Origin of the sequence: Thermosulfurimonas dismutans (assembly GCF_001652585.1) — a bacterium.
GTDB lineage: Bacteria > Desulfobacterota > Thermodesulfobacteria > Thermodesulfobacteriales > Thermodesulfobacteriaceae > Thermosulfurimonas > Thermosulfurimonas dismutans.
The window spans coordinates 71,225-97,894 of sequence record NZ_LWLG01000005.1 but is presented as its reverse complement, the minus strand read 5'-3'; the positions used below and the strand labels follow the sequence as shown (position 1 = coordinate 97,894).

Below are 26,670 nucleotides of genomic sequence, written 5' to 3'. Positions count from 1 at the left end.
GGGGATGGTGGAGTGGTCGGGAACGGGATCGGTAGCGGAAAGGCCGAGGAAGCGGCGGTAGAAGAGGTTGCCGTAGAGCATGATTTCCATTTCGGGGTCGGAGTGACCGTAGATTTGCTGGATGATGAGGATTTTGAGCATGAGGAGGGGATCGTAGGCTGGGCGTCCTACGGAGGAGGGATGGAGTTTGGAGAGAATGCGTTCGAAGGGTTTCCAGTTGATGAGGCGGTCGAGTTCTAGGAGGAGGTCATCCGGGAGGTTTTGGTAAAGAATATTTTCCCCGAAAGTGAGTTGAGTATGCTGTTTCTTATACATGCTCAACTCCTTTAGTTTTTAAGTGAGTTTATTATGAGAAATAAAATTGTCAATCTGATTTTGCAAAGGTCTCTAAAAAGTTGAGATTATTGGTTATTATGGAAGATAAATTTTGTAAGATAAGGTGGCTATATTTGATTCTGGGATATATGTGTGGTGTTGGTCTCTTTTTGTTCCGTCAGAAAGGGGGGATTAGAATAGCCAGGATTGTGGCTCCAGCAGATTTTGTAAATTTAGAACGAGCTGCGTGGAAGCCGAGATATTGTGTACCTAGTCCTAAAGTCTACATTCAACTTTATGATCTGCTTTGTGGCTGTGACGGGCATATTTACAGCAATGTCTGGATAGCTCTCGCTTTCGGAATAAAAAGGAGTATGTAAACAAAATGCCTTTATGATGGAAATGTCGCTCTTTTAAGGAACTGGGAAAAAGTAAATCTTGACGATGCTCTGGTAATCCTATGGTTCGTCTTGGGGCTTGAGATGTTGACGGACGAGGATAAGTGCCATGCAGATATGGCTCTCTTAGGGGAGGATGGGAGTCTTCAGCCTGGTGATATTAAGAAAGGATCTAGAGGTGATTGATTTTTTGAAAGGGGATGAACTGATGAGGGGGGCGTCCCTTTTGATCTTTTTTTGGGTTTTGGGAATTTTACCTCCTAGTGTTTGTGGTTTTGGAAAAGTGTTCAAGGACTCTCTTCACGGAGTGGAGGTGGATTTACCTCCCGGATACTATTTGCGAGTGCCTTCCGGACAAGGACGAATTCTCATAAAAAACGAAGGTGGTCTGGGTGGACTTTCTATTTTCATGCTTAAAAACCCTAAATCTTGGGATCCCGGTTATTTTATAAAAGTATTTTCGATTTCTTTGCCAACTTCAAAAATTTTTTATCGTAAAATTGATAAAAATTCGGTAATGGCTATATGCGAGGCTACTTATGCGTCCTTTTCTCCCTACTTTGACGCGGAATACACTTACGCCGGAATTCTGACCGAAAGGTGGTCCTCCCCCGTACGCGCCGCGATGTTTGTTCGCCGGGGATGTCACTATACCCTGGCCATGGTGGCGGTTCCTCCTTCGGGAGGCTCGCTGAAAGACCTCTTTCAAGTGGCTTCTTCCCTTAAAATCCAACCCCCATTTCGTCCTTTTCGGAGTCAGCCTGTACAAAGCGTGGTTTTTGGTATTCCGGCCTATTACGTGGATGTTCCGGAGGGGTGGCGTCTTGAAAATATGAATACCATGGGAACTTACGGAGAAATACCCTGTTTTTGCGTAAAGGGTAGAGAAGGGGGAGCTTGTTATTTCCGGGTATGGACACAGAGTTTCCAGAGCATGTTTTTTCAGATGCCTATAGGAATGGCTAAAGTTTTTGTCCCTGGCCAAGGGGAGAGACCTTGGTCATCTTTTATCTTATCTCCTGAGGAAGCGATTTCGCTTTATTTAGGATTTTGGGGGTTCGAAATACCTATAAATGTAGAAGTCGGAAAGGATGTGGTTTGGTTTGAAAGGTTGTTAAGGCAAAGTATACCTTCTCCTATTATTGGTTTGTGGGTAAGGCATTTTTATTTTTCTGGCCGTAATTTTTCTGGAGAAGGTGTCCTGGGAGAAACAAGGATGCAGGTTGTTAATATGTCTACGGCTACTTTATCGGTAGGTTACACAGGGATGTTAGGGATATGGTGGGGTGAGTCTGAAAAGACGAGATCGCTTGCGGAAGGAGTAATCAGAAGTATAGAAGTTAATCCCGAATGGGAAAGGCGTCAGATGAAAGTCATGACCGAAGAAATGCGTAAAGAAATGGCCCATCGCCGGTGGATATGGAACGAATTTCGCAAAACTCATGATTACATCAGCAGGCTTCACCGGGGAACCATTAAGGCAGAGGAAGTATTTCAGGAGGAGATGGCTCGGGCCTACACCAACATCCTTTCCGACTACACCTACGCCCGCGATCCAGAGACGGGGGAGGTATTCCATCTTGAGGATGATGCTCGGGAATACTGGCGGAATGCTGAAGGGGACATAGTAAAATTTGAAGGGGAAGTACTTGATCCTCGTGCCCTTGAGGTCGAGGGCTGGCGGCGCCTTGAGGTGCGACCCGAGGGTTTCGGGAAATGGTAATTCAACCTTCCGTAGATACAATTTTGCTTTGGTCACGGAAGGAAAGCTGTTTATGGTCTCTGCAGGATAGATTCTTGCTACTACATCTTTTGGAGCCAGCTTTAGGGAAGCGCGGGTAGCGCGGTGTAGAGATGAATACTTGGGGCACTCTCGGGGACTAGAGTCCGAATCCTAAAGGAAATAATGGGAATATTACTATCAGTGATACCCTGATGATCCTTGAGGTGCATTAGCTCAGACTTAATCTGACAGGTAGGCCTTCCCAAAGGGGGTGGTCTAGGCTACCCTCCAGAGAGAGCTCCACTCAAAACTCAAAATAAGGAGGAATAGCCATGACCACCCAAGAGAAGCTTATCAAGAACAAGCTAGGTTTGCTAGAGTTAGCGGCGTATTTAAAGAATGTTTCCGAGGCTTGCCGGGTGATGGGTTTCAGCCGAGACACCTTCTACCGGATCAAGAAGGCTTACGAGGAAGGCGGAATAGAGGCCCTTTACGAAAAGAGCCGCCGGAAACCGAATTTCAAGAACCGGGTTTCAGAAGAGGTAGAGCGGGCGGTGGTGGAACTGGCTTTGGAGGATCCTTCCTTGGGCCAGAAGAGATTACGGTCTGGGAAGTGGTTTCCACTTTGGAGAGAGAAGACGAGGTTACCCCCTGTGTAGCCTATCCCGAGGTATGCGAGTTTAATGAAATCTGTCCCACCCGCGAGGTATGGGACCGCCTAACAGAGCTTATCAAAGAGACCCTTTCCCAAGTTACCCTGGCAGACCTGGCCCAAAAATACCAAGAACGCCTTACGACTCGAAAAGCTTAATTTGCTTCGGGAGACTTATCACCTCTCTCTGAACTCTCTGAACCGTCCTGGGATTGTCGGAGAGTAAAAAGTGTGGGAAGATAAGACATGGACAGAGCGAAAAGATTTTCAAAAGAGGTTCGGGAAAGGGCGGTTCGGTTGGTTTTTTTGAGGTCCAGAAGGAATAGGCCAGGTGGAATATGAGACGTTGAACTGGGTATGGTGGTACAACCATGCCAGGTTAATGGGACCCTTGGGTTATGTGCCACCGGTGGAGTGTGAGGAAAGGTACTATGAGGGTCTCAGGAAGGCTGCCTGACTCACAAAAGAAGGTCTCCGAAAAATCCGGGGCGGTTCAATGAGTCTAGACAGAGGGAATAGAGTGATAGAGAGGAGGATGTATGAAATTTTCGGTCAATAGGGGCGTAGTGCTTCTATTTTTTTTCTTTTTGGCTACTATTATTTCTACAGTGGCCTCTGCCGGGGTTTCAGTAGAACTAAAAGGTCTTCAAATAGAGCAAACTCAAAAAGGATTCCTTGTCAAAGGAACTGTGGTAGGTTCGGGGCTTAACACACCAATTCCAGAAAAGGATATGGTTGATATTGTTGCAGAAATTAAGAAAGGGCCAAATGCTAAGTATCCCAAACTGCCGCAGTACTACAACATAGCAGCAGGTTGTCCTCAGATTGCGGGCAAGTGCCTCACTAAGGAGGAAAAGGAGGGAATTAATATTACCTCCGTAGGAATAGCTTCTATTGCCCTGCGTCCCGGTCCAGTATGGCGTATCTACGGTGGTCTGGGCGAATGGGAGAAAAGGGCACCTGCAAGGGTAGAAAAGCCTTTTCAAGGGTATATACCTCTTCAATACGCCGGCAAAGAGGCTAGGATACATGTAACTCTAACTCATGTGATAGGCGGACCTTATGCTGCTTGGCCCGGTATAAGTTATTATCACGCGGTAAAAGAAGTGGTGCTACCGGGAGGAGGAGTTTCGGGCAATGCAGGATCTCGAAACCATTTGCCGAAACCTAACAAAAAAACAAGCCGTACAGCGGTTTATAAGATAAGCGCAACCAAGAAGGGGTATTTAAAAGGCTACAACGAAAGAGAGATAAATATAGATACAACGAAAAGACTCATTGTTTGGGGAACGGTTTACGATACCAAAAATAAAGTGCTACCCTTTACCGTTGTAACGCTTACAATTTTAGGTGAAAAATTCACAACAAAAAGTGACGCAAATGGATATTTTAAATTTGATCTACTCATCAACCCCAACGGAAACAAAACGGTAAAATACAACGAAGATTTGCACCTCAAAAAACCAGTTTCACATATCACTGCACAAATCCTTTCTAAAAAACTTGCTGCAAATGGCAGAATTCAAATAGTGAAAGTAAGGCTGATTAGCGAAAAAGGTATAATAAAAAATAAAAAATTTTATATCTCAAAAGACAATCTGCCACTTTTGCATAACGGTAGGAAAATAAACTATGCAAAATCCTCATACGAATCAAAATACATAACCACAGACTCAAACGGTATCGCAACATTTACCGTTACATCGCCAAAGGTAGATGTAAACCTGGTTAACCGCTCAGACGACAAAAGGCTATTTCCCATAGTTTCAAGATACAACATATACTCACTTGAAAATGGTGAAAAAGAAAAGGTCGGAACTCTAAAAATCACTTTTTTATCACCAAGACCTCACATAACGAAGGTTTTGCTTCCAGGAGGCGTGGAGGAACAGCTATGGCAAAGCAAACCATCAAGGGTATTCATAGACGACATAGATAGTAACCATTTTAGAATTCTAATCCGCGGCTGGGGTCGATTCAGAAGTAAGAGTAGCGGTGTACGGTACAATACCCTCATTCGACAATTCGACGGTAAAGAGTTTGATTTCTTCTTCAGCCCCAAAAAACTTGGCTTTGATTTGAATAATCAACCACAGCTTTGGAAAGAACTCATGATCACAAACTTAAAGGTTTTAGGGAGTGTATTTGTACCTTTAGCTCAAAATGGCGCTCTACCCTATATAAAATACACTGCAAGCGATGAATTTAAAAAGCTAATCGACGCCCTTACAGTTAAATATGGCATAAAAGACTATGCGAATCTCATTAAACAGGCACACAACAGTCCATCCTATATAAACACTTTGGACGGAGCGGTTGGCGGTGCACTGTTAGGTGATGCATTAAACAACATCATTAGCAATAAGTACATTTCTTTAGGGCAAACACTTCAATTGGAGGCATTAAAGGCTGTGTACGCAAACCTGGCAACAATCTATAATGCGTATGTTAGGTACGGAAAAATAGCAAGAGCTTATCAAGATATAGATCTCTTACCAATCATCGTCATTGTTACGGATAATGATGGTTATAAGGATAGGTATTTACGTTACATTTCTGTAAAAGTTTGGAAAGAGGGAGAATAGAAATGAAAAAAATATTTATTGCATTTTTAGCTGTTTTATTAATCCCCATCAGCGCCCATTCTAGCATAATTAGCGATTATTTCCATCTTGTCCAGAATAAGAATCTCTCAGGTATAGAACAACTTCTATACAATCCAACCCCAGAACGTCTCAGGCTTTACAAATTAATATTTGCAGCAGTTGATCAAAGGGTTAACAGCGTCAAAATCAAAAAGACGCAAGCATTTGGGGATAAAGCAATAGTGGAAGTGCATGTAAATGTAACAATCTACGATAGATTTAGCAAAAGAAGCTTTAACGAGGATAATAACTTAGTATTTCTATTACAAAAACAGTCCAATAGATGGAAAATAGCAAAAGTGATGCCGCTTGCAGACTTCATACTAAAAAAGAAACTCTTGATTATCAAAAAAGCAATGGATCAAATCGATAACAACAATGAAGTCATCTACAATACAGCAGAAAATGGAGAAAATTTCCTCAATAATAACCAAAACAGCAACTCTTACGAACCAAAAAACAACTACACCTATTTAGGCTGCTTCAAAGACCAAGGCGATCCATATGGTCTCAATGGCCGAGATTTGGCTGCTTTTGGGTTTGGAAGCGATAAGATGACACCTGATTTATGTATGAGGGAATGTGCAAGAAGGGGGTATAGATATGCAGGTGTGCAATACAGCAGCCAATGCTTCTGTGGAAACAGCTACGGAAAATATGGACCGGCTACAAACTGTAATATGAACTGCACAGGAGATAAAAATCAAATCTGTGGAGGAAATTGGGCAAACAGCATCTACAATGTGGTAGGTCTCAATGTGCCGAAGATTCATTATGGCGATGGGGTCGAGGATAATATAGACAGGCCGGGTCTAGACTATAAAAACTTCAATCTGCCTTATCCAGACTATAAACTTTGTCAGGATGCTTGTGATAAGGACCCAGAATGTAAGGCCTGGACCTATGTAAAGCCGTATACGATTCAGGGGGCTTACGCCAAGTGCTGGCTTAAAAATGCTGTGCCCAACCCAGTTAGAAACAAATGCTGTATATCTGGAGTGAAACGAAGAACACACGTATCTCACGCTGTAACAGAGTCTCGGTCTAGAAGCATCAAGGACAACTATATAGGATGTTTCAAGGATCAGGGTGATCCATATGGGACCCAGGGACGAGACTTAGATAAAAAAATTGTTTCTGCCAGTGACATGAGTGTGGAGAAGTGTATCTCCATTTGCAGGAGCTCTGGATATAGATATGCCGGCGTTCAATACGGTTCTCAGTGTTTCTGTGACAATGACTATGGTCTATTCGGCCCGGCGAATAACTGTAATATGAAGTGCTCGGGCAACCCGAATGAGATATGTGGTGGTTTTTGGGCGAATAGCGTTTATGCCACAAATGTCTATAACACTGCAGACGGAGGGGAAAACTTCATAGGGCACGGAGACAAACCTACACGAAATTTCAGAGACGACTTTTACAGGTTCAATCCCATCAATTGGGAAACCTATGAGTGGAAAACCCTTCGGCGTCTGAATGGTGCAAGTTTGGTCTACAATGGAATACTCGATCTGCTCTGTAACCGAACAGATCAGAGTCCCTTCGTAGCATCGAAACCAATTCCCTTGAAAGAAGGCGAAGTTTTTGTTCTCCGTAGAAGAGTTAAAGCTCACTATGCCAACAACTATTTCGAGGGAGGTATCTGGTTCTACCAGACAGATGGTTCAGATGTTCGAATGCCCAAAAAGAGAGCAGCATGGCTTTCAGCGTTTGGGACAGGACTCTTTCAGGTGACCTATTACAATTATGTTTATGAAAAACCAGGAGTTCGCCAGTATGTCCCAGCTAAACATGGTTTTGTCCTGTCTGGAGCCAACTGGAGGCAACTTGGAAACTATGGTGTCCTACAGCCTATATGGGATCAATGGTTTGTCGAGGAGATTGTTTATGATCCGGAAACAGCAACGGTGCGCTATCGGATTAACGGCCAAGAAGTTACAGCCAAAGCGGCACCTCTGAGAACTCCATTCATCCGCTTCATTATGCATCCTTACGGATGGTATACTGGACATGAGATTCAGGTCGATTGGATCGAGTGGAGTGTGCGTCCGAAAAGCCTTGTAGGCGCAGGTTCAGGGACGGTTTTGATAGATACTGTCGATATGCTCAACGGCAATAGCCCACACCATATTTCCCAGGGACCAGGTGTTGGTTCTGATGGGCACTCTTCGGTAAGAGGGGAGGGAACGATCATCACTAATGTGCTTATCGCTACTCGTAAGCTCCCGACGGGCGAACCCGATCCCAATACGGTGACCGACCATCTTCCCGATGGCAATTCACCGTTTTACCTCTTTATCTATTACAATGGAGCTCAGCCAACGGATCGGATTGGGGTAAAATGGTATTGGCGGCCTTTCGGGAGTCAAAAAGAGGAACTGCTTTTTGATAGGGATGATGGAAAACTTCCAGATAGAGAAGGTATTTTTTCCGCAGAAATTTCCCCAGAAGATGGGGCTTTCCCTCACGGTGAATACCATCTAATCTTTACTGTTAACGGAAAAAAGGTGATTGAAAAATACTTCACGATCGGCAGAAGATAACGGGATGACTGATGAAGTGTAAAAACTAACCATCTCATGAAGAAAGGAGCTTTCAGATGAAAAAAGTATCCATATTGTTCTTTTTGATACTGTTCACTCTGGCGAACGCTTATGCTTATGAGGTCAGCTCTATAGAGTTTTCTGATGTTGCCATAGAGTATCCTGAAGAACAGAGGGTGGAGCTTGGTGCAATCACCGATCGCTTCCCTGTTGATACTCCAGTCATTCATGCTCTCATCCACCTCAAGGGCGTGGGAGAGAATGACTCTATTGTCGTTCGCTGGGTCAGTATCGATGCGCTTCCTAAGCCGAATACTAACCTAGGTGAAGTAGAGCTGTTTATAGATCCTTATACAAAACTACTGCACGTTTACTACAATAATCGTGATTTACAGTTGCCAGCAGGCCGCTATACTCTGGAGCTATATTCAAACGGAAGACTCCTGTCAAGAAAGGAATTTACGCTTTATTCCAATAAGTATGGAAAAACTGAGAAAGAGAGTATACACCATATATCCGGTATTTCAGAAATATACCTTGCAAAAGAAGTGAAAGAAAATAGTGATGGAACTATTACCCCGATCGGTGTGGGGGACCATTTTCCGAACTCACAGCACAATATTTTCGTGATTATCCCCTACAAAAATCTTGAAGAGGGTACTCCCTATTCACTTGAATGGATAGTTGTCAATGACGGTATCAATCGTGACAAGAGTATCTATAAAAAAGAGGGAATCATACGATATGCCGGAAGAGAGAAAAAAGGAACCATAGTTGGAAATATACACTTGCCGAGAGATTGGCCGGACGGAATTTTCGAAGTAGTCTTCCGTCTAGACGGCAAACCGGTGATGCGTAAACGATACACAATTGGAGATGTCTCAAAACTGGAAAGAAGCGTCCAACCTGCTGAAGCGCCTGATGAGGCTCTTCAAAAACAGCTGATTACTCGTTTGGCTGACTGGATGCTCGCGTCGATAGAGAAGAAAGATCTGAATCCTCTCTACGAACACAGTGTGCATAGCTGGAGAGACCGCACTGACTGGAAAGCCCTCAAACATGGCTTCCATGGGATCTTCCACGCGCATTTGAAGTGGAAAGAGATTTTTGCACAAACTCCGAAACTCCTTCCATCGAAACGGCTTGCAAACGGTGCGATCCGCCTACAGGCGATTTATCCTGGCATCAACAGTGTCGATGTTCTTTTGGAGGGGACTTTTTATAAAGAGGATGGAGAATGGCGGCTTTTGGGATTTGCATTGGAGCCAGTCAATCCATGAAAGGTATCAAGTGTAAAAGTTTAGACTTGATCTGACAGTTGGCCCCTCCAGAGTCTCCACCTGTCAGACTCGGTCAGAGCCCAAAATCAACCTCTACATTAGAATGCATCTTTTCCTTTGCCAAGGGCACATTTCCCAAAAACGTCTCCATCGGCGTCTTGCCTTCACAGTACTTCCCCTGGTGTGGCCTCTGACTATTGTATTTCTCTATCCACAAATCCAAATCCTCCTGCGGCTCCTCTAAGCTTCGGTAAAGCTTCCGCCTCAACGCTATGGAGTAAAACTCCTCTTTGATCGTCAGGTGGAACCGTTCGCATATTCCATTGGTCTGAGGGTTCTTGGCTTTGGTTTTGGTGTGCTCTATGTCGTTCAAAGCCAAAAAGAGCTCGTATTCGTGCCGGTCAATACGTCCGCAAAATTCCGTCCCCCGATCTGTTAATATCCTCAATACCGAGAGTCCATGCTCCTCAAAAAACGGTATCACCCGATCGTTCAGTAAATCCGCACTGTTGCTAGGATGTTTGCTGGTGTAAAGCTTCGCAAAAGCTACCTCTCTCGTCCGCGCTACCCTCTCATCCAACGCCCTGAGCCTCTTCTCAAAACGCTCCAGCCCGTGCCTAAGCCAGATGCTCCTTACCCCGGCCGGAGATACAAATATCCCTCGCTTCCTCAATTCGTCGCTTACCCTCTTCTGGCCCAAGGAAGGATCCTCCAAAGCCAGTTCCACCACCGCCCGCTCTACCTCTTCTGAAACCCGGTTCTTGAAATTCGGTTTCCGGCGGCTCTTTTCGTAAAGGGCCTCTATTCCGCCTTCCTCGTAAGCCTTCTTGATCCGGTAGAAGGTGTCTCGGCTGAAACCCATCACCCGGCAAGCCTCGGAAACATTCTTTAAATACGCCGCTAACTCTAGCAAACCTAGCTTGTTCTTGATAAGCTTCTCTTGGGTGGTCATGGCTATTCCTCCTTATTTTGAGTTTTGAGTGGAGCTCTCTCTGGAGGGTAGCCTAGACCACCCCCTTTGGGAAGGCCTACCTGTCAGATTAAGTCTGAGCTAATGCACCTCAATTTGTGGGTTGACCTGTCCAAAAGATGGGGACCACTTTACCACCCCTCCTTTGGACAATTTCCCATAGGTCCGATCTCCTTGATGAGGATTCGAGCCTATGGTTTTACCGGGAGGGGGTGACATTTTGGCTTTGCAGTTAAGGGTGACAAAATCGCTTTGCAATAACACATGGTAAAGAAAACTACTTGACAAGGGAAGGATAAGGATTGTAGAAGAATTGTAAATGTACGGGGGGAAGGAGGAAAGTTGAGGATGTTTTTGACTTTCCTTCTCTTGTTTATTTGGTCTACGCCTCTTATGGCAATGGTGGAAGGGGTGGAGCATCTGGGACCAAGTGAGGACCTGGTCGTTACCTCCTGTGGCCGGGTAGAAATCCTGCTTCCGGAATCCTCCAACGGTACGTTCCTTTACGTGATTTGTGGTGGTGTACTTTACCAGAGCCGCGACGGCGGTCGCCATTTTGTGCGGGTCTCCACAAGACTTCCGCTTGCCGTAGATCAGGAGGATCCTTATCGGTTATATAGTAGTAATTATGGCATTTTAATGATTTCTGGAGATGGAGGTCGAAATTGGTATGATCTTTTTACATTTAAAGGAAACATTTATGACATTCAGGCTCAAGGATCTCAAATTTTAGTTGGGTTGGAAGGAGATGCAATTTATTTTTCACAAGATGAAGGGAAAAATTTTTTAAAGGTGTTAAATATTTCAAATTACTATTCAAATATTTGGTTTTCTCCTTTCTATGATAACCGAGTTTATGTTTATATAGAAGCTGAGGGTTTATATCGTTCCGATGACGGAGGGCTCTCCTGGGAGAAGGTGGGAACCGGGCTTCCCAAGGATTGGTATGATGGAATAAAAATCTCCGCCGCGAGAAACGGAAATCCAGTTCTGGTAATAGGTGGGGGAAAGGGCTACATCTCTACGGACACCGGGGGAAGTTTTCGGGAGCTCGGTCTTTCGGATTATGTAAACGATGCGGTTATTGATTCCCAGGGGCATATCTGGCTGGCCACCAGTGGAGGTCTTTATCGTTCGGACGATCAGGGCCAAACCTGGAGCTTTATCGCCCCGGAGGCGGTTTATTCCGTGGCGGTACGGGGAGAGACTATCTGGCTCGGAAGGAACGGCTATCTCGAAATTTCCACCGATGGCGGAAATACATGGCAAAAGTATGGAGTGGCCACCGGATATAGTCTTAAATTTTTAGAAAAGGATTCCTCTGGCGACCTTTGGGCTACAATTGATATTGATAGAAAGGGAATTTATAAGTACTCGTTTAAGAAAAAAAGGTGGGAACTTTTTAAAGAACCCGCAAGGCCTTATGAGGATTTCAAAACTTTTACCGTGGTGGGAGATTACGCTTATTACGAGACGGAGTACACCCATTTCAGTCGGTGTTCTCTCGATTTCGATAACTGTTCGGTGATATGGAAAGGCTCCCTTTACGACTATTATTTTCCGGATCCTAAAAATCATCCTCTTGAGATATGGGTTGCGGGTTACCTTTCTTCCTGGGATGGGGGGCAGGGATATGGCATTTATATGAGCACTGACGGAGGGGAGACTTGGGGGTTCATATCCGGGCCAACGGACGGAAGTGTAAGTGAGGTGGCTTATGACATGGAACGGGGAACAATTTATGCCGTAAGCAGTGTGAATTATGAAAAACATCTTTTTGTTTCCTCCGACAACGGTAGCACCTGGCGAGACACCGGAATAAAGGATATAAACGATATTCAGCTCTTCTCCGGTAAGGCCTTCGTTTCCACCCGAAATGGTCTTTATATATATTACCAGGACACTGGTTCTTTTCAGAAAGTAAGTCTTGCTGGGGTGCAGGAGGTGTACAAGGTATATCCTGATCCTGAAGATCCTTCTCGATTTTTCGCTCGCACCGACAACGGCCTTTACCAGTCCAAAGACGGGGGAAAGACCTGGACGAGATTTCAATATTTTATAAATGATCTCTACACTCTTTACGACCTGGTGAAGATAGGCTCTCGGTGGTATGCCGCCACCGACGGTGGAGTGATCTCCTTTGAGGACAATACTCCCCCTTCCGCACCGGCATTAATATCACCTGAGTCCGGAAGTGAGACCCCGGCCCCGGTAACCCTTTCCTGGCAGGCTTCTTTGGATAGTGAAAACGACACCGTAAGATATACCGTTTTTCTTGCCAGACAGGGGGAGGAGAGTTTTCATCCAGTTGTGGGATGTATAGGTATAACGCAGACCACCTGCACCATCGCCGATCTTGAGAATGGAACTACTTATTACTGGTATGTGGAGGCTTCGGATGGGAAGGGTGGGGCGGTTCAGTCCGAGCGGTGGAACTTCACCGTGCCCGTTCCTCCTCTCTGCACGCCGGACGGGGACGTGGCCCCGCTGGGTGCCCGGGACGGAAAGGTGAATATCGGTGACGCTCTGGTGACCCTGCGGTTTGCCTTGGGGCTTGAGACACCTTCGGAGGAAGACAAATGCCACGCGGATGTGGCCCCGCTTGCGGCGGACGGAACACCCCAGCCGGATGGCAAGATCACCATCGGCGACGCCCTGGTGATCCTGCGCATGGCCCTGGGATTGGTTTCATGATGATACCAGTACTTAACAAACAAATTAAAGGTAATTGTAAAAGCGAGATTTGAAAAGCTACGAAAAAAAATTTCTAAAAAACAAATAGAAGGGGGTAAAGCTATGAGTTGGAGAAGGTTGGGTTTGTGGTTATGGGTATTTGTGCTTCCTTTGCTGCTTGTGGCCTGTGGAGGTGGTGGAGGTGGTGGCGGAGAGGAGACTTCCGGTACCACCTCTGGAGCCACGGTCGTTGGAAGTGTGAGTAAGGACCCGGTGGCTAACGCTACTGTGTGGCTCCTGTGTGACGGAAAGAAATTGAAGAAGCTCGGACAAACGGATGGGGAGGGAAATTTTCAGTTCAAGCTAAATCCTGTGGAGGTAGCTAATTGTACTCGGCTTACATTGAAGAGTGAGAACGGTACCATGCAGGTCGGAAATGATACTCTGGCGGCTCCTCCTCTCCAAGGGTTTATTATGGACGAAGATGGAAATGTAGTTCACAAAGGGGCAGATATTATTTCAGGTGCCCTATATTATGCCTTTCTTACTGTGGATACCAGTGCTCTAGTGGAAAAACATAGTGACAATTTTACGCAAATTGAAAACGATCCGGAATTTGAGCCCGTAAGGACACTGGTGTACCACGTCCGAGAACGGGCTCGAGAGGAATTCGGTAGCGAAAGAGAAGAATATATCAAAAAACTTTTTACGGAGCACCATTTTAGCATAAGGGATTACGAGCCGCCTTATAATAGAGTTCTGGCGGATGCCATAAGCCGTCTCCTTCAGATTCAGACGGATTTCCTTTCACTGTGGGAGAAGTTGTTGCAGGGGTTTGTAGCTCTTCTTCAGGACCTCCAAGATGGTGTTATGGATGGGCAAGTAAACGGAAACCCCATTTCAGGTAATTATACAAATATTTTGGATCAGATCGGCTCTACACTTCAGAATTATTGTTCTTATGCTGTAGGTCTTTCGGGAGATAGGATAATTATTTCTTCCGATGGACAGGTGTGTAGCAAACTTACGGCAAAAATCGCGGGTGTAATAGGATGTGGAGAGGGGCCTCAGATAAGTGAGATTGCTTTTGACGCTATGCCTGTAGGGAATGCCACCAATGGCACCCTTGCTATAAATCCCAATCCTGTTCAGGGTAATACGCTTACTGAAGCTTCCGCTCAAGTATGTGCCGGAAGTGCTCCGGCGGGAAGTGTGTTCAGGATTACGGCTGTAACTAGTGATAACCGGACCTCCAATCCCGTGCTGATTAAGGTTTGCAATGCTGATAGTGTGGATGAGATTTCAATGGCTGGGATATATTTTGATCAAACTACTAATCAATGGAAAGTGAAAGCCATGGTAGCTCCGCTTTCCGGAAATGGCACTCCTTCCGGAAAGGTGACATTTAAGATTGTGAAAGGCCAGGTTACTTTCACAGGTGGAAAGAAGGAGATAGAAGTAGATATTGATACTGATGGATATGCGGTAGCGCCACTGGAAGTTCAGGGAGCCGGTATGGCTAAATTAGTAGCTTTGGTGGAGGATCCCTGCACTGGAATACATCGTAGGGTTGCTATGTCTTACGTGGCCCCTGATCCGTGTGCGGTTAAGGCGGTAAGCCTTAACGCCACCCCTATTTCGGTCGTGGCGGGCGAGAGTGCCAATCTCACGGCCCAAGTAGAAGTAGTCAATCCGGATATCTGTGCTGATCTTTCCGGAAAGCAGGTGACCTTTGAGGTGGTGAGCGGAGATGGGACGGTGAACCCGGCCACGACGGTGACGGATGCTAGTGGTAATGCCAGCACCACCCTTACGGCCAATGCTCCGGGGGAGATCAAGGTGAAGGCCACCTCTGAGGGCAAGACTTCCAACGAGGTTACTATTCAGGTGGCGGAACATCCGTGTACGGTTACGGGGGTGACGCTTAGCGCCAATAAAACCTCTCTTACGGCCGGAGACAGCACACAACTTATGGCTCAGGTGCAGGTGGTTAATGCCGAGCAGTGCGGCGATCTTTCGGGCAAAGAGGTGACCTTTGAGGTAGTGAGCGGTGATGGGTACGTGAATCCGCCTACGGCTCAGACCGATGCCACCGGTAAGGCTAGCACCACGCTCACGGTTAACGCTCCGGGTGAGGTCAAGGTGAAGGCCACCTCTGAGGGCAAAACTTCCAACGAGGTTGCCATTCAGGTGGCTCAGGATCCGTGCACGGTTACGGGAATTGATGTGCGGGCCGAGCCTGCTACCGTGTGCGCCGGGGGCAACTCCACCATCAAGGCCACCATTCACCTTGCTGATTTCGATTCCTGCACTAACAAGGATGCCATAGGAGATGCGGCTTTTGAGGTGACTCAGGGTGATGGAGTGTTGAGCCAGGTGAGCATTCCCATCGGCTGGAACGATGTAGATAAGGTAGGGGTGGCTGCGGTGACGCTTACCGCCGGCAGTCAGAATTCCACGGTGCGGGTGACGGTGGATGGTGTGTCCGGCCAGACCTCGGTCGGGGTGACTCAGCCCAAGGCTTACACCTGCACACTGAAGCTCGGGGTTACGGCCAATGGTACGATTGGAGGAGTGGATGTGACCGTGGACTATCCAGAGACTGCGCTTGGATTTGATAATGTGGTAGCTATTGGAGCGGCTCAGGGAGGACTGGTGGTTCCCAATGATAATGGAACCCATGTGAAGATTGGGCTCATTTCAGCCGGTGGATTTCCTGCGGACGGCTCAGCGGTGCTTAAGCTTACCTTCTCAACTCCTCAGAATCAGGGATTGTGTAGTGAGCCTCAGGAGAGCGAGCTTGCAATTATTCCTGATGGTAATGCTACCTGTTCGGATCTTTCCGGGAATACTTTTGCTTGTCCGGCACAGATAGTGGAATTTACCTGTCAGTAATCTAATCGGCGGGGGGCGCAAAGCCCCCCGCTATTTTGGGGGGCCAAAAGTTCTACTGCGAGGTAGGACTTATGAACGCTCCGGGTCATCCCGCTAATGGCTCTCCGCTGGTGCACCTGGCCTTTGTGGTGAAAGACGAAGGCAGAACCACCCTTACCGCAAACGATTTCGGTGCTTCCGCCACCTACTTCGACCTCGACGGCCATGCAGTTAGGTGTAGGGCAAGACTGACGGTGCTAGGGTGTGAATAGGGGGGGCAAGATACGATTAAGGGGAGGGGGCAAGATATGATAAAAAGTTTAAAGATATGTAGTTTTTCTAAAATAGTTGTTTTAAGTTTTTTCGTTTTGAATGTAATAATTAGTACTGCTTTTTCTATAACTTTACAATCTCCAATAGAACCCTGGACATTGATATCATACTTATATGAGCCATCGTCTTTATCTATTAGTAGTTATGTTTATCCTGTAGAGTCTAATGGATTGGTTATATATAACGGTAATTCTTTAAAAAGATTTTATAAAATAATTCCCCCTGAAAGTGGCACAGTTTACTTTTATATAAAAGATAAAAACGGTAGAGATATAATTCCTAGATTGTCTTATTCAGCTTCAGAAGCTAATAAATTTTTTATAAATTTTTCACAAATTTTGTCATTTTCTGTTGTAGATCTGCCTAAGAAGTTGTATTTAATAATTACAATAGAATATAAGTATCGTAAATTGATAACGAAAGAAAAGATAATTTATTGGGAAGTATTCTATGTTATAAAAAATGAAAAAAGTCCTCAAAATAGAATAATTTATGCGTTGCTTTACATACATCATGATATAGGTAGTCAAATTGCAGCAATAAAGACTATTATAGATAGAAAATTAACTAATCTTTCTAAAAATGTAGCTGCAGTAGCAGGAGAAATAATTTGGAAACAGTATCTCAATATTTTACCGGATTCTATAGCAGTCTTTAGTCCCGTATTAGCAACTGCTTGGGATGTTGTTGATGCTTTAAATTCAGCTACGGCTATTATGAATCAAAATATGCCTATACTTATGAAATTTGCAATTTCTTATGCTCAGGCCTTTATGTGTCAAACAGACGCGGCATTTTATTTGGCAAAATTAGTACATTTATATAATTCTTTGTGGGAATTGGTAAATCAACTACACAATACTTCGTATAGATTGTGGAGAAAATCGTTGTCAAGTCTTTTCGATAATGTTGGCAAAAATATGCATGAATATTTAGTTCTTCTTGATAGATATGATTGCAATTTGGCATATAATTCATATTGTGATTGGAGTGGTGTAAAAGATATAATATATGGTAACGGTAGTTATATTGGAGGAATTTTTTTTTGGGATCGGGAAAAGCTTTTTCCAGAATATATTTATATAACTTCTAAGATTTTAAAAAGAAATCCTTCAGTGTTAGCTCAAATTTATTGGGAAAGTTCTAAAGTACTATGTAATGAAGATTTACATTTATCTGATGCTGAAGTAGTTCAGTTTTTAAATGAATACAAATTTGAAAATTTGATTTTTGGAAATCCTCCAAGGCCAATAATTACTAATATTACATACCCTACTTCTGTAATAAAAGGAAATTTAGTTAAAATTAATATAAATGCGAATAATAAGGGTAGTGACGCAATTTATGGCTCTATAACTATTTCATTTCCTTATCTAAAGGATCTTTCCGCAATTTCTATTCAAAACAGTGGAGGACTAAATGTATATAAAAAACTCCCTGGAGATACAATTTACAATAGTAGTTGTAATTCAATGACTGCTAGGTATCCTATGATTGAATTTGGAGGACAATGGAAATCGGGAACAACAAAAACGGTGACTTTACTTGTTGATACTTCCAAATTATCTCCAGGTAACTTTAAGTTTTATGTAAGATCTACAATGACTAGTGTTGACGATTTTTGGTGTCATTATAAAAATTATCCTCAAAATAGTACTACTATAGACCAACAAGGATGGGAGGTTAATAGCTACTCTTTTAAGATAGTAACAAAGCCACCTACAGGAAGTATTTTAATAGAAAATGGTGCACTGTATACAAAATCGACTTCAGTTGTGTTGAACCTTAATGTTTACGATGACTATACACCTATTGATCAGATACAAGTGTGTATTAAAAATTCACAAACAACCTGTTATCCATATGATTGGAAAAATTTTTCTAATACGAAAATGTGGAGTTTACCTAGTGGAGATGGAAACAAATGTGTGTATGTTAAATTTAGAGATTCTGAAGGTAATATTTCTAGCTGGTATCATGATTGTATAATCTTAGACACGACCCCACCTTCAAATCCATCTCTTACCGCTACTGGAGGGGATGCTCGTGTTACTCTGAGTTGGTCGTCTGTAAGTGATAGTAGAAGTGGTTTAAAAGAGTTTAAGTTGGTCTATAGCACATCCGGTTATCCTAGCTCAGGATGCACTTCGGGAACAAGATTGACTCTATCTTCACCAATAGCAACATCGTATACGCATACCGGTTTAACAAATGGTAGAACATATTACTACAGACTGTGTGCAATAGATAACGCAGGCAATGTATCCGGTGGAAGCACAGCTTTAGCAATCCCCCAAGTTACAAGATATACCCTGAGTGTAAGCAGGACTGGCTCCGGAACAATAACAAGTTCACCTTCTGGCATAAACTGCGGAAGTACTTGTAGTGCTAGTTTCGACAGAGGAATAACTGTAAGGCTTACTGCTTTTCCGAATATTGATTCAATCTTCACTGGTTGGGGAGGAGACTGTGCGGGATGTGGTAGCAACGCCACCTGTTCTGTGGTGATGGATGGTGCGAAAAGTTGCTCGGCGCAGTTTGAGCTTAAGAAGTATATGGTAACGGCGAGAGTAGGAAATGGGAAGGGAACGGTAGAGCCATTGAGTCAGAAGGTTACGCATGGGGGCGTGGCAAGATTTACGGTGACACCTGATGCGTGTTATCACGTGGAGGGAGTGGATAGCACGTGTGGTGGGACATTAAGTGGGAACATTTTTACGACGGGACAGGTGACAGGCAATTGTAGTGTGGTGGTGAATTTTGGGTTAAATGAGTACACGATAGAGGCCAAGGCAGGAGTTGGTGGGAGTATAAGTCCTTCTGGGAATGTAACTGTGGAGTGTGGTGGAAGCCAGATTTTTACGATAGAGCCTGACAAGGGGTATCATGTTAAGGATGTAGTGGTAGATGGGGTCTCGAAGGGTGCGATGACGAGTTACCCGTTTAGAGACGTTAAAGACAACCACATAATAGAGGTGATCTTTGAGAGAGATAGGTATCGGCTTAGTGTTAGTGTAGAGGGTGGAGGCGGGAAGATAGATTGTGGAGGGGAGTGTTATACAGATTATGATAGTGGGACAAAGGTAACGCTTAAAGCTATACCTGATGAGGGATATAGTTTTGCCGGCTGGGAAGGTGATTGTGCGGAATGCGGGAACGATAGAATATGTCCTCTGGTGATGGATGACTCGAAGAGTTGCACGGCGCGGTTTGAGCCTATCCAAACACAGAATCAGCCGCCGGTGATAGACTTATTTAGCGCTAATCCGACTTCTGTAGAGGCGCCATTGTCTGTAGAGTTTGTCTGCACAGCTCACGACCCCGACGGTCGCATAGTGGAATATACCTTTCAGTTCGGAGACGGGAATAATGTGACCGATTATGATGGAAGAGTTACCCATATCTATGACAAGGCTGGAACTTATAAAGCGCGTTGTGTGGCCAAAGATGATAAAGGTGCTACGGCAATTTCAAATCCTTTAGTGATTGAGGTTGCGACAACTAATCAAGAACCGAGTTGTGATGCTCAACACTTGAATCTGTGCACTACGGAAGCGGATTGCGTAAGGGCAGGTGGTTACTGGTATAACGGTAGCTGTCATGCTAGTCCCCAATCTCCTTCCTGTGAAAATGGTGTGGATACTCTGATACTTCAAAACGTTTATGGACACCCTGGATCTGAAGTAGTTGTTCCTGTGATCCTGAATGGAACTTCGACTACCATCGGAGGAATAAGTTTTACCGTTACATATAATCCTGCGGTGTTGAGTTTTGATCGAGTAGAAGGTGCAAGAATCCTTCAGGGTGGACTTATTACTCCCTACGACAATGGAAGTGTGGTAAGGATTGGAATTATCTCGGCTACCGGTATTTCGGGTTCGGGCGAAATCTTGCGTCTGATTTTCCGGGTGAATCCTATATCCGTAGCTCAAACGGTGGTTGATCTGGAGATTCCACAGGTAGAATTTGCCAATCTCGAAGGTAATACTTTTTCCGGTTGTGGACTAGGAGCCAAGGTTTATGTGGATACGAATCCTATAGAAGTAACTATGATTTGTTCAAAAGAAGTAAATGCGAGGAAGATGTTTGACATAGTGTTCGAGATAGACACCAAAAACCTTACCCTAGGCGGGTTGGATCTAAGCCTGGGTTTTGATGCGGGTTTAAGTGCAAAGGGGGTTACGGCCGTAGGTCTGGCACAAGGGGCTACGGTGCAGACCAACAATAGCAATCTTGGTAGTTATCGGGTGGGGCTGATTAAGGCTAGCGGTTTTTCCGGAAAGGGAGAGGTTTTAAAAGTTACTTTGGAGCCCGGTTTGGATGTGACAGGGGAGGTGACGATAAATATCTCTTCGATCCAGGGTTACGATTTGACCGGCACGGCGGTGCCAATAAAGGTGGAAAATGGGACCTGTCGGGTCAATGTGATAAGCTGTACCCCCGACGGCGATGTGGCCCCGCTGGGTAACCGTGACGGGTGGGTGAACATTGGCGATGCCCTGGTAACCCTACGGTTTGCCCTCGGGCTTGAGACGCCGACGGAGGAGGACCGGTGTCATGCGGACGTGGCTCCGCTTGGCGCGGACGGAAGGCCGAATCCCGACGGAAAGATCACCATCGGAGATGCCCTGGTGATTCTGCGTAAGGCTTTAGGATTGGTAAGTTGGGGGTATCAATGAAGAAGATATTACCTTTTTATCTCGCGTTGTTGTTAATCCTGGTAGCCTGTGGAGGCGGCCCTCCGGCTGGGGAGGAAGGGGCTTCAGGGAAACAGAGTACGTCCGGTGATTTTTCCTCCAGGAGAGCTGGGGGGCCGGCGATGGCAAGGCAAAGTTTCGGAAGGAAAGAGGCCGCGAAATCCCGTGGTGGGGTCTATTATGTGGATGCCTATGGAAATAAACGGTCCTGGGGGGAAAACTCCGCAGGGGAAAGTTCTTGGGGGAAAGGCGCGGTTTCAGAAGGGGGTGTTTCTGCATCTGCATCCGAAACCCGGTGGGCTGGAGAAGAAGGGCGGAACTCTTCGTCTTCTTTGCGATCATCTATCCCGGAAGAAAGGGGGAATTCGATGGAAGAAGGCAATGCGGAGGAATTTGAGGCGGAGGAGGCCCGAGAGGGAGTTTCTCCTAAGGTGCTCCGGTGTACCGTGGAAGTGGGGGTGGAAAGTGAGGCCTTCATTGGGGGCGTGGATTTGAGTGTGGAGTATCCCCAGGATAGAGTAGAGTTTGACGCTGGATTTGGAGTGCGCCTGGCGGGAGATTATCCGCAGACCATGTTGGGATTCAACGATCTGGGGCGGAAGGTGAAGGTGGGCGTAATGAACGCCTCGGGGCTTCCGTCCAACGGCGCTTCTCTGGTGAAAATGGTCTTTCGATTGAAGGGAGAAGGGGACAGCGTTCTTTCTGCTTCTGATTTTCAGGTACATTCTTCTTGTTTTGATCTCGACGGACGTTCGGTAGGCTGTCGGCCTCATTTGATCGTTTCGGAATGTAATTGAGTTTTGAAGGAGACATTGAGTGTATTTTCGACCTGTGTAATGTAGGATGAAAGTTGATATTGACCGTTGCCGTTCCTTGCTTAAAGTTTGTCATGAAAAGGCAACTTTTATTTTGTTGTTTATCTTGTATATGTTTATTTTGTGGCAAGCCGGTTTCGCTCAAGAAGTATTTTATCCACTTTATACTACCTCTTTGCCTCCTTTAAGGTCTTTTGCTCTTGCCGAATGGGGCGATACCACTGGTATCGTCGTGGAGGCTCCCGAAGATACGGTAGCTATTGATCTTCTTGTGAACGCTCCCGGGACGAAACTTTTGGTCTACGAGATTTCTGTCAATGGCGATGAAATTACGTCGAAAACGAAAATTGGCGAGGCGCTATCCCAAGGCCCTGGATGGCTCAGAGTTCCTATTCCTAAAACGAATCAAAAGAAACTTTTTTATTTAAAGATCAATTTCCAAGAAGCCGAAGGTTACAGCAGGGCTGTGATAGCGGACGCTCCCGTCTGGCCGAAAGACAGTTTCTGGATGGTTTCTCAGGACCGCTGGCTGTGGCGTCTGGATTGGGGAGAAGACCACCCTTATGGAGGGGTGGATAATACAGGCTTGGTTCCCAGGCCTTATTTGCGATTCGTAAGAGAGGGTAACTTCCGTTTAAAGAGGTTTGAGCCTCAGCCGGGCGTGGTGCTTCAGGGGGCTAAGGTGCGCTTCAAAGTGTGGTGTTTTGGAGCCTGCCCGGCCCTTAAGCTGGATCTGGAAGGCGACGGAATCTTCGACTTTATCTTGAACAGGACAAACTCCGACGTGACAGATTTCTACTACGGTTACGAGAATCCAGGAATATATTATCCGAAGCTCTGCTTAGGGGACGGTAGTGAGTGTTTCGAGTCGGTGGTAGTAGTGGGGCCGACTGGGACGGAGGTAGACGAGCTCTTTAGCGAGAACTTTGTGGTTTACTGGCCGAAAAGCAAGGCTTTCCTAAGGCCCTATGCGGAACGGCTCCTTAAATATCTTCAGCGGGCCAAAGACACGGGCTATTTCGCTTATTGGGGATTTGAAAAAGATTGGGGCCCGGCCCTAACGGTTTATTACTATTCAGCGGATATAGAATTTGCCCAAGATTTATGTCGTTTTCTTTCGGGAAACATTCCAGAAGAAGATGTTTTTGCGTGTTCCAATGAAGTTACCGTTGCTACTTATGTAGAAGGAACGGTGTTTTGGCACATTATTGGTGGCCTTTCTTCTCACATAGCTGCTGTGGATGTATTTACGCATGAATCTGCTCACACTTTTGATCATGTGTTAAACCTTTCGCGGGCTCTAGGGAGTGACTATGAGATTATTCCTATGTGGCGGCATGAAGGCCTGGTGATAACCTTCTCTCGGAATCCTTACTATGGTCACTCGCGCAATTCCAGGCATGCTACGGCCAGAGAAGCTATAACCTCGGGCAAAATTCCGGAAAATTTTATTCATCTAAGATCGAACGAACTTTTGTACAGTTGTGGAGGAGCAACCACTGAGTGTTATGTCATGTCCTCTTCAATGAATAGTGTAGTTTTTCCGATTTTTTGGGCAAATACACCACAAGAAAAGATAGTTGAATACTGGAAGGCCTTGGCATATCGGAAGCACGAGGAGGTCTTTCCTGAAATTTTTGGTGTCACGGACGACGACCTTTGGCAAAAGATTTTGGTGTGGGCCGAGGAGGACATTCCTATCTTTACTCCCCCGGAGCTTAAAGTAGTGGATTCCGAAAATCTAGAATTTAAGCTGAATGGGTCAGGCGAGTACTTCGTACTAGTCTACATAAATGGTTCGGCCTTTCCCACTGGGAAGTTAAGGGTGTTGAGCGGGCAACCGTTCAGTCTTAAAGAGTTTAAAAGCACAAGCCTTAAGTCTCTCAGACTCTTCGTACGCCAGGTGAAGGATTCCACAAGTGGACTTCCGCTGCTCTCAGAAGCCGGGAGGGATTTTTTATTAGTTTTTGAGCCGGAAACTTCGCATCTCCTACATCTCAGCCAGTACAACGGCGGCTCGGTCATCTATTCTTCGTGGCTTAGGTCTTGGGAGTTTTCTCCTGAATCTATGCTTTATCAAGTATTAAACAATTTTCCTGTGATTCCGGAGATGCTAGTCCGGCAAGAAAGGATATGTTTTGATTTTCGCCCCTTCTTGCCTTACATTTCCGTGGAGGCAATGAGTGATCCCGCGGAATGGTATTTGCCTCCGCCTCCAGAAGATTCCAATTTTCATATCGAGGTAGCTAATTTTACAGATGAGTTACAGAAAGGTGTGATTTGCTATTCTGGCTATGATAGAAACAAATATGCTCTTTTTCATATGAAAGCGAATTTTGTACAAGAATATTACGGTTTTTCTCCAGTAGACCAGTATTTGGCTATCAGATTACCCGTGATTAAGAGTCTATATGTGCCGGTGTGCACGCCCGATGGCGATGTGGCTCCGCTGGGGGCGCGTGATGGGAAGGTCAACATAGGCGACGCCTTGGTGACCTTGCGGTTCGCCCTGGGGCTTGAGACCCCGAGCGAGGAGGATAAGTGCCATGCGGACGCGGCCCCGCTCGGGCCGGACGGCACGCCGCAGCCGGACGGAAGGATCACCATCGGCGACGCCCTGGTGATCCTGCGTAAGGCCCTGGGACTTGTCAACTGGTAAGCGATTTGGCTGCCCGGTGGGAGTTATTCCTGCCTGGTAGCTGATTTTAGAAAGCTTTAGTAAGTGGGGGGAAATAATGAAAGGATGGCTTGTAAAGTTCCTTTTGATCCTTTTCGCCTGGTGGGGAATGTTTGGGGCCATTGGATTGGCGCTCTGCACGCCCGACGGCGACGTGGCTCCGCTGGGGAATCGCGATGGAAAGGTGAATATAGGTGACGCCCTGGTTACTCTGCGTTTTGCTTTAGGACTTGAGGCGCCCACCCAGGAGGATACATGTCATGCGGATGTAGCCCCTCTCGGGGCGGACGGTATGCCGAATCCCGATGGGAAGATTACCATCGGGGATGCGCTTGTGATCCTGCGCAAGGCCCTTCAGCTCGTAAGCTGGAATGCCGCAACGGTAGAAGATCTAAAGGAGGCCTTGATTGATTTCCTGGAAAATCCCTCGGAAGGAAATTACACACAATTGCTGGATATGTTTAATGCCGTTCCGAACACCTCTGAGGCTCGTATCCTGAAAGGAGCAGGCCTGCTTTTTACGGTGTATAACGATCATCGGGATTTCTTCAACCAGGTTCTCAAGGTAGACCTGGATACCGTCAATGCTTCTTCCGCTAACATTCTCTATAATCTTCTCACGGCTCCAGACTATGCCGGAGAAATCCTTACCGTGATGGTGGATGTGATTTCCAGGCTGGATCAGGCCGATGCCGAGTTTTCGCAGGTCCTTGCCGCTTCCGGAACCCGGGCGGCTGGTAATCTGGCCAGTCTTACCTTTCCCGACGGGACTACGGTGTATTTTGATGCGCTGGATGTTAAAATCATGCGATTTCTGGCTAAGTTCTGGAAGGCCGTCTGCCTTTATATCGAATCCCTGGATATAAGCGCTAACAACTGGTTGGTGAACGGCACGGATATAAGGGATCTCCTTCTGGTAGCAAACGGAACCCTGAATGGCACTTCCTTTAACGGAACTTCCAACGAAACCCTATATACATTTTTTATGAACAATACCCAACTCCTAACCTATAGAGACCCGTCCAAACTTGAAGAATTCAAGCAGGCCTTTTCGCAGGCTAGACAAACTTTTGAGGAAATAGTGAACGAATTTGCGACGCTTTCGGAAGAGGCGCTCAGGGCCAGACAGAACCATGCCTTTAACCTGGATGATCCAGCCTCGGTGGTCATAGCCCAGGCCGCGACAAGGGTGCTTGCGAGTCTTGAGACCGCCTTCAGTGATCCTTCAGCCGAATTGGCCTGGATCGTAGCCGCCAACGAGACCCTGCATTATGTGGACGGTGGCGACGGTTACTATTACCCCAAAAGAAAATTCGATATTTATTTAGAATACGCAACTTCTACCGGAAACGCCACGGTTTACGATCTTGTAAGCGGTCAAATCACGCCTAGGGCTCTTCTTTTTGGAGATGTTTTTATGGATTATGCCAATCGGACTAGAATAGAGCTTTTCCGATCCGGAGTGGAAATGATAGACTGGGATGAGCCCCTTGAGACCTACGTTATACCAGAAGCTGACATAGCGATAGACGGAAACGCTACGGATTGGGGTGCAGTGCCGATTTTTTACAACCAAAACGGCATCGTGGTCAAGATCGCACGAAACGCAAGCGGTGATTTCTTTGTTTACGTATCAAATCCGCGGTTGGCCAGCGAAAACGGCTCCTTCGGGGTGGATTTTATGGCCCATGCTCCGGGATTTTTTTATGAGGTAAATCTAAATTGTGGTAGATACTATGAATTTTCCTGTGATGCTTATGAAGGAGGAATGGGACTCTGGAGTTCCGTAAATACTTGGGTTGCTATAGAACCTTACGGAGTCGAGATTATGTATCCCGGGGTTTACAATTCTCTTGTTAGAAGCGACGCTCGAAATAGATTCTATCTCGATTTTAGCTTCACTTCTGTTTCTGGCTATGATAGCAAAACATTAAAATTCCTTCCGGAGATAGGACCATAACTTTTAAACAGAAATTTGTAATAATTTTATTTCTGGGTGGTGTTTTCTTTGGTGTAATAGGATGGTATCTGCTTCACCTTAAAACAACAGAAAAATCGTCGGTTTCCCCTGC

At 45.7% G+C, this 26,670-nt stretch carries 13 protein-coding genes and 1 pseudogene; 12 read left to right on the top strand and 2 right to left on the bottom strand.

Annotated elements, in window-relative coordinates; translation table 11 throughout:
* Positions 1-315, bottom strand: a 315-nt coding sequence (locus TDIS_RS05205; RefSeq protein WP_161939480.1) for a transposase, incomplete at its 3' end; no start/stop codon positions are given.
* A 534-nt stretch (positions 316-849) separates the two neighbouring features.
* Between TDIS_RS05205 and TDIS_RS05195 the strand changes: the two genes are divergently transcribed.
* From TDIS_RS05195 to TDIS_RS05170, 6 genes and pseudogenes are all read left to right on the top strand, one after another.
* Complete coding sequence (locus tag TDIS_RS05195) at positions 850-2,436, top strand: hypothetical protein (protein ID WP_068670034.1); 1,587 nt, start codon at positions 850-852, stop codon at positions 2,434-2,436.
* A gap of 332 nt (positions 2,437-2,768) precedes the next feature.
* Positions 2,769-3,035: pseudogene (locus TDIS_RS05190) on the top strand (helix-turn-helix domain-containing protein); the annotation flags it as partial.
* Between the two features lie 26 nt (positions 3,036-3,061).
* Positions 3,062-3,247, top strand: a complete 186-nt coding sequence (locus TDIS_RS05185; protein ID WP_068670030.1) for a helix-turn-helix domain-containing protein — start codon at positions 3,062-3,064, stop codon at positions 3,245-3,247.
* Positions 3,248-3,627: 380 nt separating this feature from the next.
* Entirely contained in the window at positions 3,628-5,673 is a 2,046-nt protein-coding gene (locus tag TDIS_RS05180; protein WP_068670028.1) for a carboxypeptidase-like regulatory domain-containing protein, read from the top strand.
* Between the two features lie 2 nt (positions 5,674-5,675).
* Positions 5,676-8,279, top strand: coding sequence for a WSC domain-containing protein (locus tag TDIS_RS05175; RefSeq protein WP_068670026.1), 2,604 nt, complete (start codon positions 5,676-5,678; stop codon positions 8,277-8,279).
* A gap of 56 nt (positions 8,280-8,335) precedes the next feature.
* Positions 8,336-9,559, top strand: coding sequence for a hypothetical protein (locus TDIS_RS05170; protein WP_068670024.1), 1,224 nt, complete (start codon positions 8,336-8,338; stop codon positions 9,557-9,559).
* A 73-nt stretch (positions 9,560-9,632) separates the two neighbouring features.
* Here the strand turns inward: TDIS_RS05170 and TDIS_RS05165 are convergent, their stop codons facing one another.
* Positions 9,633-10,511 (bottom strand): helix-turn-helix domain-containing protein, encoded by an 879-nt coding sequence (locus TDIS_RS05165; RefSeq protein WP_068670022.1) that lies wholly within the window; start codon positions 10,509-10,511, stop codon positions 9,633-9,635.
* Between the two features lie 366 nt (positions 10,512-10,877).
* Between TDIS_RS05165 and TDIS_RS05160 the strand changes: the two genes are divergently transcribed.
* From TDIS_RS05160 to TDIS_RS05135, 6 genes are all read left to right on the top strand, one after another.
* Positions 10,878-13,223 carry a fibronectin type III domain-containing protein gene (locus tag TDIS_RS05160; protein ID WP_068670020.1) on the top strand — a complete coding sequence of 782 codons (2,346 nt, stop codon included), beginning with the start codon at positions 10,878-10,880 and terminating at the stop codon, positions 13,221-13,223.
* Between the two features lie 102 nt (positions 13,224-13,325).
* Positions 13,326-16,097, top strand: coding sequence for an Ig-like domain-containing protein (locus TDIS_RS05155; RefSeq protein WP_153303773.1), 2,772 nt, complete (start codon positions 13,326-13,328; stop codon positions 16,095-16,097).
* Between the two features lie 287 nt (positions 16,098-16,384).
* Positions 16,385-21,088: an InlB B-repeat-containing protein gene (locus TDIS_RS11035; RefSeq protein ID WP_153303772.1), complete on the top strand. Its 4,704-nt coding sequence runs from the start codon at positions 16,385-16,387 to the stop codon at positions 21,086-21,088.
* Between the two features lie 386 nt (positions 21,089-21,474).
* On the top strand, positions 21,475-21,903 hold the full coding sequence (locus tag TDIS_RS11030; protein ID WP_153303771.1) for a hypothetical protein: 429 nt from the start codon (positions 21,475-21,477) through the stop codon (positions 21,901-21,903).
* A gap of 115 nt (positions 21,904-22,018) precedes the next feature.
* Positions 22,019-24,580, top strand: a complete 2,562-nt coding sequence (locus TDIS_RS05140) for a dockerin type I repeat-containing protein (RefSeq protein WP_153303770.1) — start codon at positions 22,019-22,021, stop codon at positions 24,578-24,580.
* Between the two features lie 76 nt (positions 24,581-24,656).
* Positions 24,657-26,558 (top strand): dockerin type I repeat-containing protein, encoded by a 1,902-nt coding sequence (locus tag TDIS_RS05135; protein ID WP_068670010.1) that lies wholly within the window; start codon positions 24,657-24,659, stop codon positions 26,556-26,558.
* The last annotated feature ends 112 nt before the right edge of the window (positions 26,559-26,670 follow it).

What these genes read in the sequence shown, in the direction of transcription:
- TDIS_RS05195 (WP_068670034.1), top strand. Translation starts at nt 850, where the DNA reads ATGGGAGTCTTCAGCCTGGTGATATTAAGAAAGGATCTAGAGGTGATT.
- TDIS_RS11030 (WP_153303771.1), top strand. Translation starts at nt 21,475, where the DNA reads ATGGAAGAAGGCAATGCGGAGGAATTTGAGGCGGAGGAGGCCCGAGAG.
- TDIS_RS11035 (WP_153303772.1), top strand. Translation starts at nt 16,385, where the DNA reads ATGATAAAAAGTTTAAAGATATGTAGTTTTTCTAAAATAGTTGTTTTA.
- TDIS_RS05170 (WP_068670024.1), top strand. Translation starts at nt 8,336, where the DNA reads ATGAAAAAAGTATCCATATTGTTCTTTTTGATACTGTTCACTCTGGCG.
- TDIS_RS05155 (WP_153303773.1), top strand. Translation starts at nt 13,326, where the DNA reads ATGAGTTGGAGAAGGTTGGGTTTGTGGTTATGGGTATTTGTGCTTCCT.
- TDIS_RS05175 (WP_068670026.1), top strand. Translation starts at nt 5,676, where the DNA reads ATGAAAAAAATATTTATTGCATTTTTAGCTGTTTTATTAATCCCCATC.
- TDIS_RS05135 (WP_068670010.1), top strand. Translation starts at nt 24,657, where the DNA reads ATGAAAGGATGGCTTGTAAAGTTCCTTTTGATCCTTTTCGCCTGGTGG.
- TDIS_RS05160 (WP_068670020.1), top strand. Translation starts at nt 10,878, where the DNA reads ATGTTTTTGACTTTCCTTCTCTTGTTTATTTGGTCTACGCCTCTTATG.
- TDIS_RS05165 (WP_068670022.1), bottom strand. Translation starts at nt 10,511, where the DNA reads ATGACCACCCAAGAGAAGCTTATCAAGAACAAGCTAGGTTTGCTAGAG.
- TDIS_RS05180 (WP_068670028.1), top strand. Translation starts at nt 3,628, where the DNA reads ATGAAATTTTCGGTCAATAGGGGCGTAGTGCTTCTATTTTTTTTCTTT.